Raw genomic sequence first — 15,643 nt, forward strand, 5'->3', positions numbered from 1 at the left:
AACCGGGTAATCACGAGCGTGGGCCGCTCAGAGGTAGCTGGCGTCCCAGCGGGTCGGCTTGCGGCGGTTCTCGCAGTCCTTGCAGACGACGCGGCCCATGGTGTCCATCGAGATGCCGAAGCCGTCGCAGTTGCCACAGAGGTAGCCGTATCGCTCGGTCCGGTCACGGTCGAGGTAGACGGCGTAGAAGGGGCCGTTGGAGCCACGGACGCTCTCGTCGAGGGCGACGTACACCTGCCGGCCGTCGGGGAGGGTCGCGGCCTCGGTGAGCACCTGCCGCCCCCCGGCCTCGGGGAACTTGGAGTAGAGTTTCTCGACGAAGGGTTCGCCGCCGATTTCGACGGTGCGCTCGCCGATCGCCTCGAAGTTCTCGCGCTCGAAGAAGCCGGCACCGGCCTCGTTGGCTTCGAGGACGCGCCCCTCGATGCGCGAGACGCCGTGGTCCAACAGGCGACGTTCGAGCGCCGCAAGCAGGCCGTCACCGATCCCGCTGCCGCGGCTCTGCGGTTCGACGTGGAGCCAGTCGATCTCCCCGACCGTCTCGCGCCGCTCGACGACGTAGCTCTGGGCGAAGCCGACGATACGGTCCTCGTCGATGGCGACGAGGAACTCGGTGTTCGGGTCGTCGAGGTCGTCGGTCAGCGTCTCCTCGTCGTACCACCGCTCGACGGCCTGTGCGATGATGTCGTCCTCCAGCGCGTGTCCGTACGACGCGGCGAGGGAGTCGTGGGCGACCGTTCGGATGCCCTCGATATCCGCCGCCGTTGCCTCGCGGATGTCCATGTGTGAGAGTGTGCGGTGCCGCTCCTTAAAGGGTCGCGGTGGAGGCGCGGGGAACGTACAAGGGCGTGACGCCCGTGGACTCTCGCATGGCCGGACTCTGTTTCGACATGTACGGGACGCTCTGTGACACGAGTAGCGTGCGGACGCGGCTCGGGGAGGAGCTGGGTGTTTCCGACTGCCTCGTCGCCGCCGTCGACGAGACGTGGCGGCGCAAACAGCTCCAGTACTCCTACCAGAGCGCGCAGATGGACGCGTACGAACCGTTCTGGGAGATCACGAGCCACGCCCTCGACTACGCACTCGCGCAGTACGATCTCGATCCGGACGACGACACACGGACCCGTCTCCTGCACGCCTACGACCATCTCGATCCCTTCCCCGGCGCGGTGGAAGCGCTCGACCGTCTCTCCGCTGCCGGGCACGATGTGGTCGTTCTCTCGAACGGGAATCCCGAGATGCTCGAACGCCTCGCGGACGATGCGGGGCTTTCACCTCATCTCGATGATATTCTGAGTGCTCACGCGGTCCGGACGTTCAAACCCGACCCGGCCGTCTACGAACACGCGGCCGAGACGCTCGACCGTCCCCTTGGCGACTGCCGCTTGATTTCCTCGAACGCGTGGGACGTGGCAGGGGCTGGCAACGCGGGAATGGCGACGACGTGGGTGAACCGCGCGCGCGACCCGCCGGAGGCTATCGGCGCCCGCCCCGACCGCGAAGTCGACACCCTCCCGGCCGTCGCGGACGATTTATGTTAGCGATAGTTCACTAGCGCCCATCGTCTTGCCCGAACGTTACCGTATGAACAGAAACTATTATTAGCATTCTGGCTACCCGTTTGTGCATGGGTAGCAATGATGGCCTTATTGATCGGCGTGACGTGATTAAAGCAGCCGGCGCTGCCGGCACTGCTGGACTGGTCGGCCTCGCCGGCTGTTCCGGCGGTGGTGGTGGTGGCGGTGGCGGCGGTGGCGGCGAGTCGGAGTATCCCGAACTCGGTAACTATCCCATCGAAGGTGACACGGCGACGCTCGGGTTCAACGTGCCGCAGTCCGGTCCGTACGCCTCCGAGGGGGAGGACGAACTCCGCGCGTACGAACTCGCGGTCAAGCACCTGAACAACGGCGGTGGCTGGGTCGACTCCCAGTTCGACGACCTCTCCGGCGACGGCGTGCTCGACTACCAGATCGACTCGGTGAGCGGCGACACGGCGACCGACGCCGACACCGCGCGCCAGTCCGCCTCCCGGATGATCCAGCGGGACGACGTGATCATGGTGAGCGGCGGGTCGTCCTCCGCCGTCGCCATCGCGGTCCAGGAGCTGTGTCAGCGTGAGAAAACCCTGTTCATGGCCTGTCTGACTCACTCCAACGACACCACCGGCGCGAACTGCGTGCGCTACGGCTTCCGCGAGATGTTCAACGCCTACATGACGGGACAGGCACTCGCGCCGGTCGTGCGCGACGAGTACGGCGAGGACCTAGAGTTCTACCAGCTCTACGCCGATTACAGCTGGGGTCAGACCCAGCAGGAGTCGATGAACCAGTTCCTGACCGAGACGGCCGGCTGGGAACAGGTCGACTCCGTCGCGACGCCGCTCGGCACCAGCGACTACTCCTCCTACCTCTCGGAGGCGTCGAACTCCGGGGCCGACGTGCTCGTGCTCAACCACTACGGGCTCGACGGTGCAACCTCGGCCAGCCAGGCGGTCGACGCCGGCCTCGACGAGGGCATGGAGATTCTCGTCCCGCTGTACAATCGACCGATGGCCGAGGCCGCCGGCTCGGCCATCGAGGGCATCTTCGGCACCGTCGCCTGGGACTCCCAGATCGACAATACGCCCTCTCAGGAATTCCTGCAAGCGTTCCAGGACGAGTACGACCGCATCCCCTCCGGTCCGGCACAACTCGCCTACGCGCAGACGCTCCAGTATGCGGCGGCCGTCGAGCGCGCGGGCACGTTCTACCCGCCCGAAGTCATCCGACAGCTGGAAGGCTTCGAGTACGACAACATCGGGATGGGCGCGGAGACGATGCGCGCCTGCGACCACCAGGCCCAGCGCGACGTGCCCGTCGTTCGTGGGCTCCCCGAGTCCGAGCAGTCCGAGGGGCAGTACTTCGAGATCATCAACGTCACGAGCCGCGACGACCTCGGCTACGGCTGTGACGAAGGTCCGGCCGCCGAGTGTGAACTCGGCGAGTACGGCGACGAGTAACTGCGACTCGTTGGCGCGGCCCCGTTTCGCGCCGTAGCACAAAATTATAGTCACTAATGTTCAACTACACGGATATGACACTATCGACCAGAGCACCTCGTCGATCCGCCGACCCGGACGACGGCGAGGTGAGACCATGAGCTTCCACATCGAGGCGATCACCGTCCTCCTCAACGGCCTCCAGCAGGGCGCCATCTACGTCCTGCTCGCCGTGGGTCTGTCGATCATCCTCGGCACGCTGAAGTTCGTCAACTTCGCCCACGGCGCCCTGTACCTCATCGGCACCTACTCGGGGCTGCTGTTGGCGCTCGAAATCAACCTGACGAGCGGCCAACTCCAGGAGTGGGGGTACGGACAGCTCGGCCTCGGCCTCGGCTACATTCCCGCGCTGATCATCGTCCCCTTCGTCGTCTTCGTCGTCGGGCTGGCGATGGAACGCTGGGTCGTCGAACCGTTCAAGGATCGCCCCGACACCGACCAGATCCTCGTCACGTTCGGACTGGCGATCATCGTACAGGAGCTCTTTCGGGCCTTCTTCGGGTCCAGCAGCCTCCCGTTCAGCCAGCCCGCTTGGGCACAGGGACCGCCGCAGGTCCCCTTCCTGACGGCGATCCCCATCTCCTCGTGGCGGTACTACGTCATCGGCATCACGGCCGTGCTGGTGCTCATCGTCTATCTCCTCGTGGAGTACACCGACTTCGGCCTGATCGTCCGTGCCGGCACTCGCGACCCGGAGATGGTCGAACTGCTCGGCATCCGACTGAGCCGGCCGTACATCGTCGTCTTCGGCATCGGGGCGGCGCTCGCCGGTGTCGCCGGCGTCGTCGGCGGTCCGCTCAACCCCGTCAACCCGACCATCGGCAACGAGATCCTCGTGCCCGCGTTCCTGACCGTCGTCATCGGCGGCGTGGGGTCGATCGCCGGCGCCGTCCTCGGCGGCGTCCTGTTCGGTCTCACCCAGGCCATCCTCGTGGCGACGTACTCCGCGTGGGCACAGGTGGGACTCTACGCCATCGCCGCGGTCGTGCTGCTGGTGCGGCCACAGGGTCTCCTCGGTGAAGCGGAGGTGGCGCCATGAGCGACGAACCGGCAGCGGCCGGCGAGACGGACGCGGACGCCGGCAACTCCGTCGCCGATATGATCGGCGTCTGGGCACCCCGCGGAAACGAAGTGCGCGTAGTCGCCGGCACCGCGGTCGTCATCGCCCTGTTCCCCTTCGTCTTCTCGCGGATGCCCGTGGTGAGCGACCTGTTGCAGGGGTATCAGAGCCTCGCGACGCTCATCCTCATCTGGGGGATATTCGCCCTCGGGTTCGACCTCCTGCTCGGCTACACCGGACTGCTGTCGTTCGGTCACGCCGCGTTCTGGGGCGGCGCCGCCTACACGGCGGGCGTGTTCAGCCAGCAGGTGTCCGGCTCACCGGTCCTGATGGTGCTCGCCGGGACGGCGTTCGCCGTCCTGCTCGCGTGGGCACTCGGGTTCCTCTCGCTTCGCCGCGGCGGCATCTACTTCGCCATCCTCACGCTCGCGTTCGCGCAGATGCTGTTCTACATGTCCTCCTCGCCGCTGGCGTTCATCACCGGCGGGGAGAACGGCTTCACTGGCGTCGAGACGGCCGAGTTGTTCGGTATGTTCGGGCTCGAATCCGAACTGCCGTCCGTGCTCGGACTGCTGCTCGGCACGTGGCTGTACGCCTTCGTGGCTATCATCACGGTCCTGTGTGTCGCGCTCGCCTACCGCATCCTCCAGTCGCCGTACGGCATGGTGTTCCGGGCGATCCGTGAGAACGAACAGCGCGCGGAGTTCGTCGGCCTGAACGTCTGGCGCTACCGGCTGATGTCCTTTATCCTCTCCGGCCTCTTCGCCGGTATCGCCGGGAGTCTCTTCACGATCCACGGCTCCTACGTCCCGCTCGCGTCCTTCTACTGGACGACCAGCGGCGAGGTGGTCATCATGACCGTCCTCGGCGGGACGGGGTCGCTGTTCGGCCCCATGGTGGGCGCCGGCGTCTACCTCTACGTCGAGAACATCGTCAGCGGCGGGCACCCGTTCGACTTCATCGCCCCGTTCTGGCACCTGATCCTCGGCCTCGTGTTCGTCGTCACCATCTGGGTGTTCCCCCGCGGAATCTGGGGGTTCGTTCGCGACGTGCGCGACATGGTCACGGGAGGTGAAGACTGATGGCGCTGCTCGAAACGGAGAACCTCGTCAAGGAGTTCGGTGGTCTCGTCGCCACCGACGACGTGAACCTGACCGTCGAGGAGGACGAACGCGTCTCGATCATCGGCCCGAACGGCGCCGGCAAATCGACGCTGATCAACCTCATCACGCGCCGACTCGACCCCACGTCGGGAGACATCCGATTCAAAGGCGAGTCCATCGTCAACCGGAAACCCCACGAAGTCGTGCAGATGGGCGTCAGCAAGTCGTTCCAGACGGCGTCGATCTTCTCGAACCTCACGGTGCGCGAGAACGCCGAAATTGCCGCACTCGCCGCCGAACACGGCTCGTTCGGGTTCAAATTCCTCGAACACCGGGACAGTCTCACCGACGTTCACGAGGTGGCGCGGGACACCCTCGACGCCGTCGGTCTCCTGAGCCAGGCCGATCGCAAAGCCTCCGAACTCCCCTACGGCGACAAGCGCCGCCTCGAAATCGGCATCGCGCTGGCTGCCGAGCCCGATCTCCTCCTGATGGACGAACCCACGGCGGGGATGTCCCCCGAGGAGACCGAGGCGACGGTCGACCTCGTCGAGGAGGTCAAACAGGAACTCGGTCTCACCTTCGTCCTCATCGAACACGACATGGAGATCGTCTTCAGCATCTCGGATCGCATCGTCGTCCTCAACCGCGGGCGAGTCATCGCCGAAGGGACACCGGACGAGATCAGGGGCAATCCCGAAGTGCAGGAGGCGTATCTCGGAGGTGTCGACCTGTGAGCCTGCTCGAAGTCGACGCCATCGACGCGTACTACGGCGAGAGCCACATCCTGCGCGACCTCTCGCTCACCGTCGAGGAGGGCGAAATCTGTGCGCTGCTGGGACGTAACGGCGCGGGCAAGACGACGACGCTGCGCTCGATTTCTGGCGCGAAACCGCCGGACGTGCGCGACGGCTCGGTACGGTTCAAGGGCGACGACATCACGTCGATGCCCGCGGACGACGTGGCGATGCAGGGCATCTCGCTGGTGCCCGAGGAACGCCGCGTCTTCGCCAACCTCACCGTCGCGGAGAACCTCCGCATCGCGGAGGTGTCGCGCAACGCCTCGAACACGTGGCGACGGCCGCTCACCGCGACCGGGCAGGCCATGTCGACCGAGCAGGTGTACGACGACTTCCCCCGCCTCCGCGAGCGCAAGACTCAGAAGGCCGGCACGCTCTCCGGCGGCGAACAGCAGATGCTCGCCATCGCCCGCGCGCTCAAACAGAGCACCGACCTCCTGCTCCTCGACGAACCGTACGAGGGCCTCGCCCCCAAGATCGTCGAGGACGTGGAGGCAGCCGTCGAGCGCATCAGCGATCAGGGTGTGACGATCCTGCTGGTCGAACAGAACGCCGCGGCCGCGATCAAGATCGCCGACCGCGCGTACGTCGTCGACCAGGGCGAAATCGTCTTCGACGGCACCGCCGACGAACTCCGCGAGGACGAAGAGACCCGCGAGCGCTATCTCGGTGTCTGAGATGTCCGGCCCATCGAACGCCGCGCTCGAAGCCGCGCTCGACTCGCTGATCGACACCGGCCTCGTCGACGAACGCGACGACGGAAGCCTCGTCACGACCGAGGAGTTCGAGGCGACCCGCCGCATCTATCGCGACACCTACGGATCGGCCGACGACGCCGCCTTCCGGCAGACGGTCGCCGACGTGTTCGGCGTCGACGAGGCGACGGCCGGCGAGCGGATCGACGCCGGGGCGATCACCCGCGAGGATCTGGTCGCCTACCTCTCGCTTCGGTCGGCGCTAGACAACGAGGCGTCGGAGACGCCTCGGGAAACCGGCGAAGCCGGTGACAGCGAGGAGCTACGCTCCTCGGGCAGTCGGTCGGAGACCGACGACGACGACGACGTCGACGACGAGCGACTGGCGACGATGGCGTCGCTCGTTGCGGAGATTTCGCCCGGATCGCCGGTGCCCGAACGGGTCGAGGAACTCGACGACGAGTCGTGGCGCGCTTTCCTCGACGACCACCCGGACGCCGTCGTGACGGTGTGGCGCCACGACTGCGCACCCTGTGAAGCGTTGAAAGAAGACCTCGACGCGGTGTTGTCCGAACTCCCGGACGGCGTCGCCGTCGCGGGCGTCGACGGCGAGTCGGTGCCGAACTTCCGACGCACGTTCGACGTCGACAGCGCGCCCGCAGTCTGTTGTTTCTGCGGGGGCGACCTCGCAGACACGCTGACGGGTCGGCAGTCGACCGACACCTACGCGGACCGGTTCGCGGAGCTGTACTAGTCGTCGGTGTCGCCCGCGACCATCACCGGTCGCTTGGCGTTCAGAATCACCGTCTGTGTGACGCTCCCGAACAGCGCCTTGCCCGTCGGCGACCGCTTTCGCCCGGAGACGACGATGAGATCAGCGCCCATTTCCTCGGCCGCGTCGAGGATCTGATCGGCGGGGTCGCCGCTCGATTCGGTCACCTCGACGTCGACACCCCGGTCTTCGAAGAAGTCGACGACGTCGCGGACGGACGCGATCTGTGACGCGGAGGCGCCGCTCGGATTGTCGGTGAAGCTGTGGAGCACCGTCACGCGTTTCTCGGCCGCGTCACCCGGCAGGTCGGCGACCGCTCGTGCACATGCCATCGCTCGCTCCTCGTTGTCGTCGACACCGATTACGACGTTGTACATACAGCTCTCTCCGCCAGCCAGGGCTAAGTGTCTTTATCAACCTCCTCGAGCCCGCGGGAGACGTAGACGACGAGCGCCAGCGGAATCCCGAGGCCGACGGCGACGGTCACCACGCCGAACGTCGCGAAGCCGAGCGCCGTCGCCGGTAGGTCGATCAGGAAGAACAGCTCCGGCCCTTCGCCCTCGAAGATGTACTCGCCGAGGACGAGGCCGAGAACACCAGCGATACCCACGATGATGGCGTAGAGGAGCACCATCAGTCGCCGGCCATCCCACCGTGTCGCAGTCACAGCCGATGGTAGGGGTGCGGACTGATTAGGGTTTGCCATCCGGACCGATGGGCCTTTGACGACGCCGCCCGTCGGCTCACACATGACAAATCAGGATATCCTCGGGATCATCCTCGGGAGCGTCGCGCTCCTGATGTTCGTCACTGGGATTCTGCTGGCGACCTGACGCGACGCGAGAAAAAAACGAGTCGAACCCGACCGCTTATTCGTCGATCGGCTCGCCGCCGTCCGTGGCGACGTCTTCCTCACCGCCGTCCGCGAGTGCCGTCTCGCGCTGGTGTTCGAACCACTGCCACTCGTTGGTGTACATGCCGTCCTCGCGGAGGTTCCACGGGTCGCCGTCCTGCACTTTCGGACCCTCGAGCCACGAGACGACGAAGTTGTACGTCCAGATGAGGCCGCCGATAAACATCAGCACGGCGCCGAGCGTGGCGAGCTGGTGGAAGGTCGCGAACTGGGGCAGGTAGGTGGCGTACCGCCGGGGCATGCCGCCGTAGCCGAGGACGAGCATCGCGATGAACGTGATGTTCGAACCGATCATCCAGAGCCAGAAGTGGGCCTTGCCGAGACTACGCTGGTACATCCGGCCGGTGAACATCGGGAACCAGTAGTAGAGCCCGGCGAAGCCGGCGAAGGCGATGGCGCCCATGACGACGTAGTGGAAGTGCCCGACGACGTAGTAGGTGTCGTGAAGCACGAGGTCGACGGGGATGGAGGCGTTGAAGACGCCGGTGACGCCGCCAATGATGAAGTTAGAGACGAAGCCGATACAGAAGAGCATCGGCGTCGTCAGGCGGAGTTTCCCGTTCCACATCGTCGTGATCCAGTTGAACGTCTTCACGGCCGAGGGGATGGCGATCGCGAGCGACACCGCCATGAACGACGCGCGCAGGCGCGGGTCCATGCCGGTGGCGAACATGTGGTGGGCCCAGACGCCGAACGAGAGCACGCCGATGGCGAGCGTGGAGTAGACGACGAACTTGAACCCGAACAGCTGTCGCCCCGAGAACCGCGGGATGACGTAGCTGACGATGCCCATCGGCGGCAACACGAGGATGTACACTTCGGGGTGGCCGAAGAACCAGAACAGGTGTTGCCAGAGCATCGTCCCGCCTGCTTCGATGGCGAAGAAGGTCGTCCCGAGGTTGCGGTCGAGCAGGAGCATGATGAGCGCGCTTCCCAGCAGCGGGAACGCGAAGAGGATCAGTCCCGACTGCGTGAGGATGGTCCACGAGAAGATGTCGAGGTTGGCCCACGTCACTTCCTCCGCGCGCTCGGTGAGGATGGTCGCGATGAAGTTGATCGACCCCATCGTCGCCGAGACGCCGGTGAGGTGGAGCCCGAGGATCATGAGGTCGACGCCGGCGTTGCCCTGACTGCCGCCGCCGACGCCCGCCGAGAGCGGCGTGTAGAGCGTCCAGGCGGTCTGGGCCGGGACCACGTCACCGAGCGGGAAGAAGCCCGCCCAGATGAGGAGCGCGCCCGGCGGAAGCAGCCAGAACGCAATGGCGTTGATCCGTGGGAACGCCATGTCGTCCGCGCCGATCAGGAGCGGAACGAGGTAGTTCGCGAACGCCGCGATGATGGGCGTCCCGAACAGGAACAGCATGGTGATCCCGTGACTCGTCAATAGGGAGTTGTAAAACGAGTTCGAGATCAGCGTCATGCCGGGATCGATCAACTCGATCCGCATGATCATGATCATCAGGCCGCCGACGACGAAGGCGATGACGCCGTAGGCGCCGTACAGCATGCCGATGTCCTTGTGGTCCACTGTCGTCAGCCAGCGGCTGATGCCGGCTGGCTTCTCCTCCGAAACGTACCCCGACTCGCCGGCCGCACCGCCACTGCCGAGTGGGGTGTACGACCGCCAGTCTTCGATCCGCGCGAGCCACGCGGCGATGATCACGAGGAAGAGCCCCATGAGCACCGTCAACGCTAACTGTCCGGTGATCTGCATGGACGTTGCTCAGGAACCCAGGGTTAAGAAATATTCGGGTGCGCGTCGGCCGATATCAGCTTGGACGCACGGCTCTCGGAGGCGGCATCACGCGCCGCCATTTCCGCTCACTCCTCGTGGTGTTCTTCGACCGGTTCGGCGTCGTCGATCGTCGCCCCACCCGGCATGTACACCGGCGCCGTCTTCTCGGCCGTCGAGATGGCCTTCCCCGACAGGTACGTCAGGAGCGCCAGCAGGACGAAGGGGGCGATCAACAGCGCATACTGGATGATACGCGACACCGAGTCGACGCCGAACGGGTTCCACACGGCGTATCCGACGATGAAGAAAAGGATGATGAACAGCGGAATGAAGTTCACCGTCAGATCGAGGAGGGTGTCCCGATCGAACACTTTCGTCGCCATATCCCACCCATAACACACCCCGGACAAATAGGTTTCTATCGGGGGACTCAGATCGTCTCGCGTTTGGGCACGAGCAGTTCGCCGCCGATGCCCGCGGCCGCGAGGAGCGCCCCGGCGGTGATGATGGCGTAGCCCCGCGTGACCAGGTTCACGTCGGTGAACGCGAGGATGCCACCGGCGACGAACAGGAGGCCAGCGAAGACGACAAGCGGCCGCCACACCGTCTTCGCGTAGCCGGCTTCCTTGAGCATCCCCGTCACGCTGCCACAGAACAGGAGCAACCCGCCGACGGCGATCACGAACACGTCGAACAGGATACCGAGTTCCGCGATGGGAATGCCCAGCGCCACGAAGATAGGCCAGGGGCTCGCCATCCGATACTGATCGCTCAGTCCCGTCTCATCCATACACGCCGTAGATACCGGACTGTAGAAAACGCTTCGACCGCCGTCGATAGGAACTGCTGTGTGTCAGTCCCGCAGATCCTCTCAGGCGACGTTGATCCCGTGGCGGGCGAGAAACTGACCGACTTCTTTGATTTCGACCGGACTGCCGACGATCCGACACGTCGTCTCCCCGGCCGAGAACACGGAGACCGCGAAGTCGGCTTCGAGGTCCTCCCGAATCCCCGTCAGCGACTCGCACGGCACGACGATCTGCGTGCTGTCTCGCAACCGCTCGGGACTCGGCATCGCTACCTTACATGTTTCCGTACCCCGGTATAACCGTGTCGAACGTCTATCACTTGTGTGCGGCCGGCGACTCGGAAGGAACAGGTTTTTCGACGCCGACGGCCGAGGATCGGGTGATGGGTCTGGAGGAGGAAATCGAGGACCTCCGCGAGGAGATTTCCAACACGCCGTACAACAAGTCGACCGAACAGCACATCGGCCGGCTGAAGGCGAAGCTCGCGGAGAAAAAGGAGAAACTCGAGCGACAGGCCTCCTCGGGCGGCGGCCAGGGCTACGCCGTCGAGAAGACTGGCGACGCCACCGTCGGCTTGGTCGGCTTCCCCAGCGTCGGCAAGTCGACCCTGCTCAACGCCCTCACGAACGCCGAAAGCGAGGTCGGCGCCTACGAGTTCACCACCCTCGACGTGAACCCGGGGATGCTCAAGTACAACGGCGCGAACATCCAGATGCTCGACGTGCCCGGCCTGATCGAGGGGGCGGCCGGCGGCCGCGGCGGCGGGCAGGAAGTCCTGTCGGTCGTCCGGACGACCGACCTCGTCGTCTTCATGCTCTCGGTCTTCGAGATTCAGCAGTACGACCGCCTCCGCGAGGAACTCTACGCCAACAAGGTACGGCTGGATACGTCGCCTCCCAACCTCTCCATCTCGAAGACGGGCAAGGGTGGTCTCCGTGTCACCACCACCGACGACGTGGAGCTCGACGAGGGGACGATCAAGAGCGTCCTGCGCGAACACGGCTACGTCAACGCCGACGTGACCGTTCGCGGCGACTGCACCATCGACGAACTTATCGACGGCATCCAGGACAACCGCGTCTACCTCCCCTCCATCGTCGCGGTCAACAAGGCCGACCTGATCGACAAGGACTACCTCCCGACGGTGAAAGAGAACCTCCGCGACCACGGTCTCGATCCCGACGAGGTGGTGTTCATCAGCGCCGAGGAGGAACGCGGCCTCGACGCCCTCAAGGAGAAAATCTGGGACGCGCTCGGAATGATCCGCATCTACATGGACAAGCCGGGCCGCGGCGTCGACTACGAGGAACCGCTCGTCCTGCGCGAGGGGGAAAACACCGTCGACGACGCGCTCCGAAAGCTGGGCGGGACGCTCGACGAGCGCTTCCGTTTCGCGCGCGTCACCGGGCCGAGCGCGAAACACGACGAACAGCAGGTGGGCCGTGACCACGAACTGCAAGACGAGGACGTGATGCGCGTCGTCGCGCGGCGATAGTGTCCCGTTCCCGGTCGTCGCTGCTCCCGCTTCTCGCACTTCTCGCGGTCCCGTGGTCCGTCCAGACGTTCGCTGGCACGCGTCCGCCCGGGTTCGTCTTCGCGTGGGGACTGCTCAACGTCGATCCCGTCTCGGTCACCTTCCTCTGGGATTTCCTCTTCCGGTACACGATGGGCCTGCCGGACTACATCCTCGCGTGGCCGCTGTCGGTCGCGTGTTACGGTGCCGCGCTCGCGAGCGCGTTCGCCGGGCACCTGCTCGATCGCGATGACCCGCGCGTGACGGCCGGCCTCCTCGCCGCTGCGGGCGTGGCGCAACTGTCGCTCGCCCGCGGCTTCTCGTTCCAACCCGGCCGGACCGCGTGGCCTCTGGGGACGCTCGCGTGCTGGCTCGTCGCGTGGTGGGTGTACCGCCAGCGCGGCGCGTAGCCCCGAATCCCTCCGCAACTCCTTAGAATAATAACATTAATTGTTTATTATGTCAAATAGCTAAGCGGAGGAGATACTGGATGGGAGACGACATCGACGACCTGATCGAACAGTTGGGGGAACTCGATTCCGAGGAGCGCCGGGAGCTCTCGCGTCGGATGCAGGCCGACTGGGCTCGTCGCATCGGTGACGCGCAACGGGCGTATCTCGAGCGTCTCGAGGAGGAGAATCTGGTCGGTGGGGGTGGCTCGGTGTTCCAGCCAATCCCCGGCGAGGAAGAGGAGTGGATCGAGTACTGCCGCGAACATCCGAACGACCCGATGTGTCTGCTCGGTGCCCCGGCGGTGGGGGACCGGCTCTCGGATTTCCTCGACATCCGTGAGGAGTACATTTCACATCTGGAGGAGGAGGGACTGCTCGACATCGAGGCGGCGTCGCCGGGCGGCGGCTTCGAACCAGTCGCGCGCAGTCGGGGTGATCCGAGCCCACAGCCCAGTCTCGGTGGCGGTGGGTCGCCAGTGGGGCTCACCCCGCTACCCGACCCGTGGCCGTGGCCGCCCGAGTGGCCGCCGTGGCCGTGGCCTTGGCCGGGCCCCGGTCCACGACCGGGTCCGTGGCCGTACGCCGACAACGGCGACCCGGTGCCGCTCCCGATGGACCGGATGCGCCGTGGGACTGCAATCGATCCACGGCGCTCCACGCCCGGAAGCGGGGCCGCCCTGTCACGGGAGGGACTCACGTTCCCGCCCGACACGTGGCCGGTACCGCCGTGGCCGTGGCCATGGCCGTGGCCCGGTCCGCGCCCCGATCCGTTCCCGTTCGGGGGCGACCCGATCCCGTTCCCGGCGAATCCAGGCCAGCGCCGCTGGTAACGACCGCCAGAGCGTCCGACACGGCGCCGCGGAGTGGACCGTCGCCTCCCGGTTTCGGGGGCGACGGCCCTCTGCGAGCGGTACGCTTTTCGGCGTCCCTGCCGTCCCCCCGTTCATGGACGGAATCCTCGATCACGTCATGATGCGAGTCGCGGACCTCGACGACTCACTGGAGTGGTATCAGTCGCACCTCGACTACGAGGAGAAGGACCGCTGGGAGGCGGACACGTTCACCATCGTCTACCTCGGTCCCGAGGATATGCACGAGGAGGGCGCGATGCTGGAACTCACGCACAACCACGACGGCGCCCCCGAGGAGATGGGCGACGCATGGGGGCACATCGCCGTCCGCGTCGAGGACGTGTACGACGCCTACGAGGAACTGATGGACGAGGGCGTCGAGGACTACCGCGACCCCGACTCCTGTGGGGGAAGCTACGCGTTCGTCAAGGACCCCGACGGTCACGAGGTGGAGATCGTCGAACGCGACCACGGCGCGCGCTGGAGCCTCGATCACACCATGATCCGCGTCGAGGACGCCGACGAGGCCCTCGGCTTCTGGACCCGGAAGTTCGAACACGCCCCGACGGGCCGATGGGAGGCCGACACCTTCTCGAACTACTTCACGAAGCCCCGAGACGCCGCACCCGAGGCGATGGCGGTCGAACTCACCTACAACTACGACGGCCGGACCTACACGATGGGCGACGCATGGGGCCACCTCTGTGTCCGCGTCGACGACCTCCACGACGACTGGGAGCAACTGATGGTCCGCGAAGCGGCGGACTACCGCGATCCCGCCTCCTGTGACGACATGTACGCGTTCACGACAGATCAGGACGGCCACGAGATCGAACTCATCGAGCGCGAGGGTCTGGAACCGCCGCTGTTCCCCGAGTAATTACTCCGCGACGCGGACGACCTGTTTGCCGATGTTGTCACCCGAGAAGAGCCCGAGGAAGGCGTCGGGCGCGTTCTCCAGTCCCTCGACCACCGTCTCGCGGTGGTCGATGGCGCCGGACGCCACCCACCGTTCGAGTCGTTCACGCGCCACGTCAAAGCGCGGCGCGTAGTCCCTGACGAGCAACCCCTCCACCTTCGCCCGCGACGCGATGAGCAGGGGGAGCTTTCGGGGGCCGGTCGGGACCTCCTCGTCGTTGTAGTGGGCGATCTGGCCACAGACGGCGACGCGGGCGTCGAGGTTCAGTTTCGTGAACACCGCGTCCGTGATCGGGCCGCCGACGTTGTCGAAGTAGACGTCGACGCCCTCGGGGGCGGCGTCGTCGAGTGCCGCGCGGTAGTCGTCGGTCTGCTTGTAGTTGATCGCCGCGTCGAAGCCGAGGTCGTCGGTGAGCCACGACGTCTTCTCCTCCGTCCCGGCGAAGCCGACGACACGGCAGCCGTTCAGTTTCGCGATCTGACCGACCGTCGAGCCGACGGCGCCCGCCGCCCCCGAGACGACGACGGTGTCGCCCGGTTGCGGGTCGCCCACGTCGAGCAAGCCGAAGTAGGCCGTGCGCCCGGGCATCCCGAGGATACCGAGATACGCCGGGAGGTCGGCCACGTCCGGGTCCACGCGGGCCGCCTCGTCGGCGTCGAGGACGCTGTATTCGGCCCACGTCCCCCGACCGGTGACGAGGTCGCCCGCCGCGTACCCGTCGTGCTCGCTCTCGACGACTTCGCCGACGACGCCGCCTCGGAGCACGTCGCCCACGTCCCACGGGTCGGCGTACGACTCGCTGTCGCGCATCCGGCCTCGCATGTAGGGATCGACCGAGAGGTAGCGGACGCGCACGAGGAGTTCGCCGTGTCGTGGCGTCGGCCGTTCGGTCTCCCGCAGGTCGAAGCTATCCAGTGTTGGCTCTCCCTCGGGTCGCTCCGCGAAGTGCCACGCTCGCATACCCGCCGTTCGGCGTCGGGACGT

19 protein-coding genes are annotated in these 15,643 nt (G+C 65.8%); 11 read left to right on the forward strand and 8 right to left on the reverse strand.

Going from position 1 to position 15,643, the window contains the following annotated elements:
• Positions 1 to 27: 27 nt before the first annotated feature.
• Positions 28 to 783 carry a GNAT family N-acetyltransferase gene (locus DU502_RS06945; protein ID WP_121920714.1) on the reverse strand — a complete coding sequence of 252 codons (756 nt, stop codon included), beginning with the start codon at positions 781 to 783 and terminating at the stop codon, positions 28 to 30.
• Between the two features lie 86 nt (positions 784 to 869).
• Here DU502_RS06945 and DU502_RS06950 point away from each other — a divergent pair, with 86 nt between their 5' ends.
• From DU502_RS06950 to DU502_RS06980, 7 genes are all read left to right on the forward strand, one after another.
• Positions 870 to 1,541: a haloacid dehalogenase type II gene (locus DU502_RS06950; protein ID WP_121920713.1), complete on the forward strand. Its 672-nt coding sequence runs from the start codon at positions 870 to 872 to the stop codon at positions 1,539 to 1,541.
• A 158-nt stretch (positions 1,542 to 1,699) separates the two neighbouring features.
• On the forward strand, positions 1,700 to 2,998 hold the full coding sequence (locus tag DU502_RS06955) for a substrate-binding protein (RefSeq protein ID WP_241966817.1): 1,299 nt from the start codon (positions 1,700 to 1,702) through the stop codon (positions 2,996 to 2,998).
• A 136-nt stretch (positions 2,999 to 3,134) separates the two neighbouring features.
• Positions 3,135 to 4,076: a branched-chain amino acid ABC transporter permease gene (locus tag DU502_RS06960; protein WP_121920711.1), complete on the forward strand. Its 942-nt coding sequence runs from the start codon at positions 3,135 to 3,137 to the stop codon at positions 4,074 to 4,076.
• Positions 4,073 to 5,179 (forward strand): branched-chain amino acid ABC transporter permease, encoded by a 1,107-nt coding sequence (locus DU502_RS06965; protein ID WP_121920710.1) that lies wholly within the window; start codon positions 4,073 to 4,075, stop codon positions 5,177 to 5,179. The genes DU502_RS06960 and DU502_RS06965 overlap by 4 nt, the downstream gene beginning before the upstream one ends.
• Entirely contained in the window at positions 5,179 to 5,937 is a 759-nt protein-coding gene (locus DU502_RS06970; RefSeq protein WP_121920709.1) for an ABC transporter ATP-binding protein, read from the forward strand. Before DU502_RS06965 ends, DU502_RS06970 begins: the two co-directional genes overlap by 1 nt.
• Positions 5,934 to 6,677 carry an ABC transporter ATP-binding protein gene (locus DU502_RS06975; RefSeq protein WP_121920708.1) on the forward strand — a complete coding sequence of 248 codons (744 nt, stop codon included), beginning with the start codon at positions 5,934 to 5,936 and terminating at the stop codon, positions 6,675 to 6,677. Before DU502_RS06970 ends, DU502_RS06975 begins: the two co-directional genes overlap by 4 nt.
• Position 6,678: 1 nt before the next feature.
• Entirely contained in the window at positions 6,679 to 7,449 is a 771-nt protein-coding gene (locus DU502_RS06980) for a thioredoxin family protein (RefSeq protein ID WP_121920707.1), read from the forward strand.
• Here the strand turns inward: DU502_RS06980 and DU502_RS06985 are convergent.
• From DU502_RS06985 to DU502_RS07010, 6 genes are all read right to left on the reverse strand, one after another.
• A complete protein-coding gene (locus DU502_RS06985; protein WP_121920706.1) occupies positions 7,446 to 7,844 on the reverse strand; it encodes a universal stress protein in 399 nt (132 codons plus the stop codon). The genes DU502_RS06980 and DU502_RS06985 overlap by 4 nt on opposite strands.
• A 23-nt stretch (positions 7,845 to 7,867) precedes the next feature.
• Positions 7,868 to 8,134, reverse strand: a complete 267-nt coding sequence (locus tag DU502_RS06990) for a DUF7520 family protein (RefSeq protein WP_199722714.1) — start codon at positions 8,132 to 8,134, stop codon at positions 7,868 to 7,870.
• Between the two features lie 202 nt (positions 8,135 to 8,336).
• Complete coding sequence (locus DU502_RS06995; RefSeq protein ID WP_121921009.1) at positions 8,337 to 10,058, reverse strand: cbb3-type cytochrome c oxidase subunit I; 1,722 nt, start codon at positions 10,056 to 10,058, stop codon at positions 8,337 to 8,339.
• Positions 10,059 to 10,201: 143 nt separating this feature from the next.
• Positions 10,202 to 10,498, reverse strand: coding sequence for a DUF6684 family protein (locus DU502_RS07000; RefSeq protein WP_121920705.1), 297 nt, complete (start codon positions 10,496 to 10,498; stop codon positions 10,202 to 10,204).
• Positions 10,499 to 10,545: 47 nt separating this feature from the next.
• Positions 10,546 to 10,905, reverse strand: coding sequence for a DUF7541 family protein (locus DU502_RS07005; RefSeq protein WP_121920704.1), 360 nt, complete (start codon positions 10,903 to 10,905; stop codon positions 10,546 to 10,548).
• 81 nt (positions 10,906 to 10,986) lie between these two features.
• Positions 10,987 to 11,190 carry a VNG_1110C family protein gene (locus tag DU502_RS07010; protein ID WP_121920703.1) on the reverse strand — a complete coding sequence of 68 codons (204 nt, stop codon included), beginning with the start codon at positions 11,188 to 11,190 and terminating at the stop codon, positions 10,987 to 10,989.
• A gap of 116 nt (positions 11,191 to 11,306) precedes the next feature.
• On the opposite strand from DU502_RS07010, the gene DU502_RS07015 reads away from it, so the two are divergent.
• The 4 genes from DU502_RS07015 (at position 11,307) to DU502_RS07030 (ending at position 14,620) form a co-directional block, all read left to right on the forward strand.
• Positions 11,307 to 12,419, forward strand: coding sequence for an OBG GTPase family GTP-binding protein (locus tag DU502_RS07015; protein WP_121920702.1), 1,113 nt, complete (start codon positions 11,307 to 11,309; stop codon positions 12,417 to 12,419).
• Entirely contained in the window at positions 12,419 to 12,847 is a 429-nt protein-coding gene (locus DU502_RS07020) for a TIGR04206 family protein (RefSeq protein WP_121920701.1), read from the forward strand. The genes DU502_RS07015 and DU502_RS07020 overlap by 1 nt, the downstream gene beginning before the upstream one ends.
• An 80-nt stretch (positions 12,848 to 12,927) precedes the next feature.
• Positions 12,928 to 13,719 carry a hypothetical protein gene (locus tag DU502_RS07025; RefSeq protein ID WP_121920700.1) on the forward strand — a complete coding sequence of 264 codons (792 nt, stop codon included), beginning with the start codon at positions 12,928 to 12,930 and terminating at the stop codon, positions 13,717 to 13,719.
• 115 nt (positions 13,720 to 13,834) lie between these two features.
• Positions 13,835 to 14,620: a VOC family protein gene (locus DU502_RS07030; protein WP_121920699.1), complete on the forward strand. Its 786-nt coding sequence runs from the start codon at positions 13,835 to 13,837 to the stop codon at positions 14,618 to 14,620.
• On the opposite strand, the gene DU502_RS07035 is transcribed toward DU502_RS07030, so the two are convergent.
• Complete coding sequence (locus DU502_RS07035) at positions 14,621 to 15,619, reverse strand: NADP-dependent oxidoreductase (RefSeq protein WP_121920698.1); 999 nt, start codon at positions 15,617 to 15,619, stop codon at positions 14,621 to 14,623.
• Positions 15,620 to 15,643: the final 24 nt, after the last annotated feature.

Source organism: Haloplanus aerogenes (assembly GCF_003856835.1).
In the GTDB taxonomy this organism is placed as follows: domain Archaea; phylum Halobacteriota; class Halobacteria; order Halobacteriales; family Haloferacaceae; genus Haloplanus; species Haloplanus aerogenes.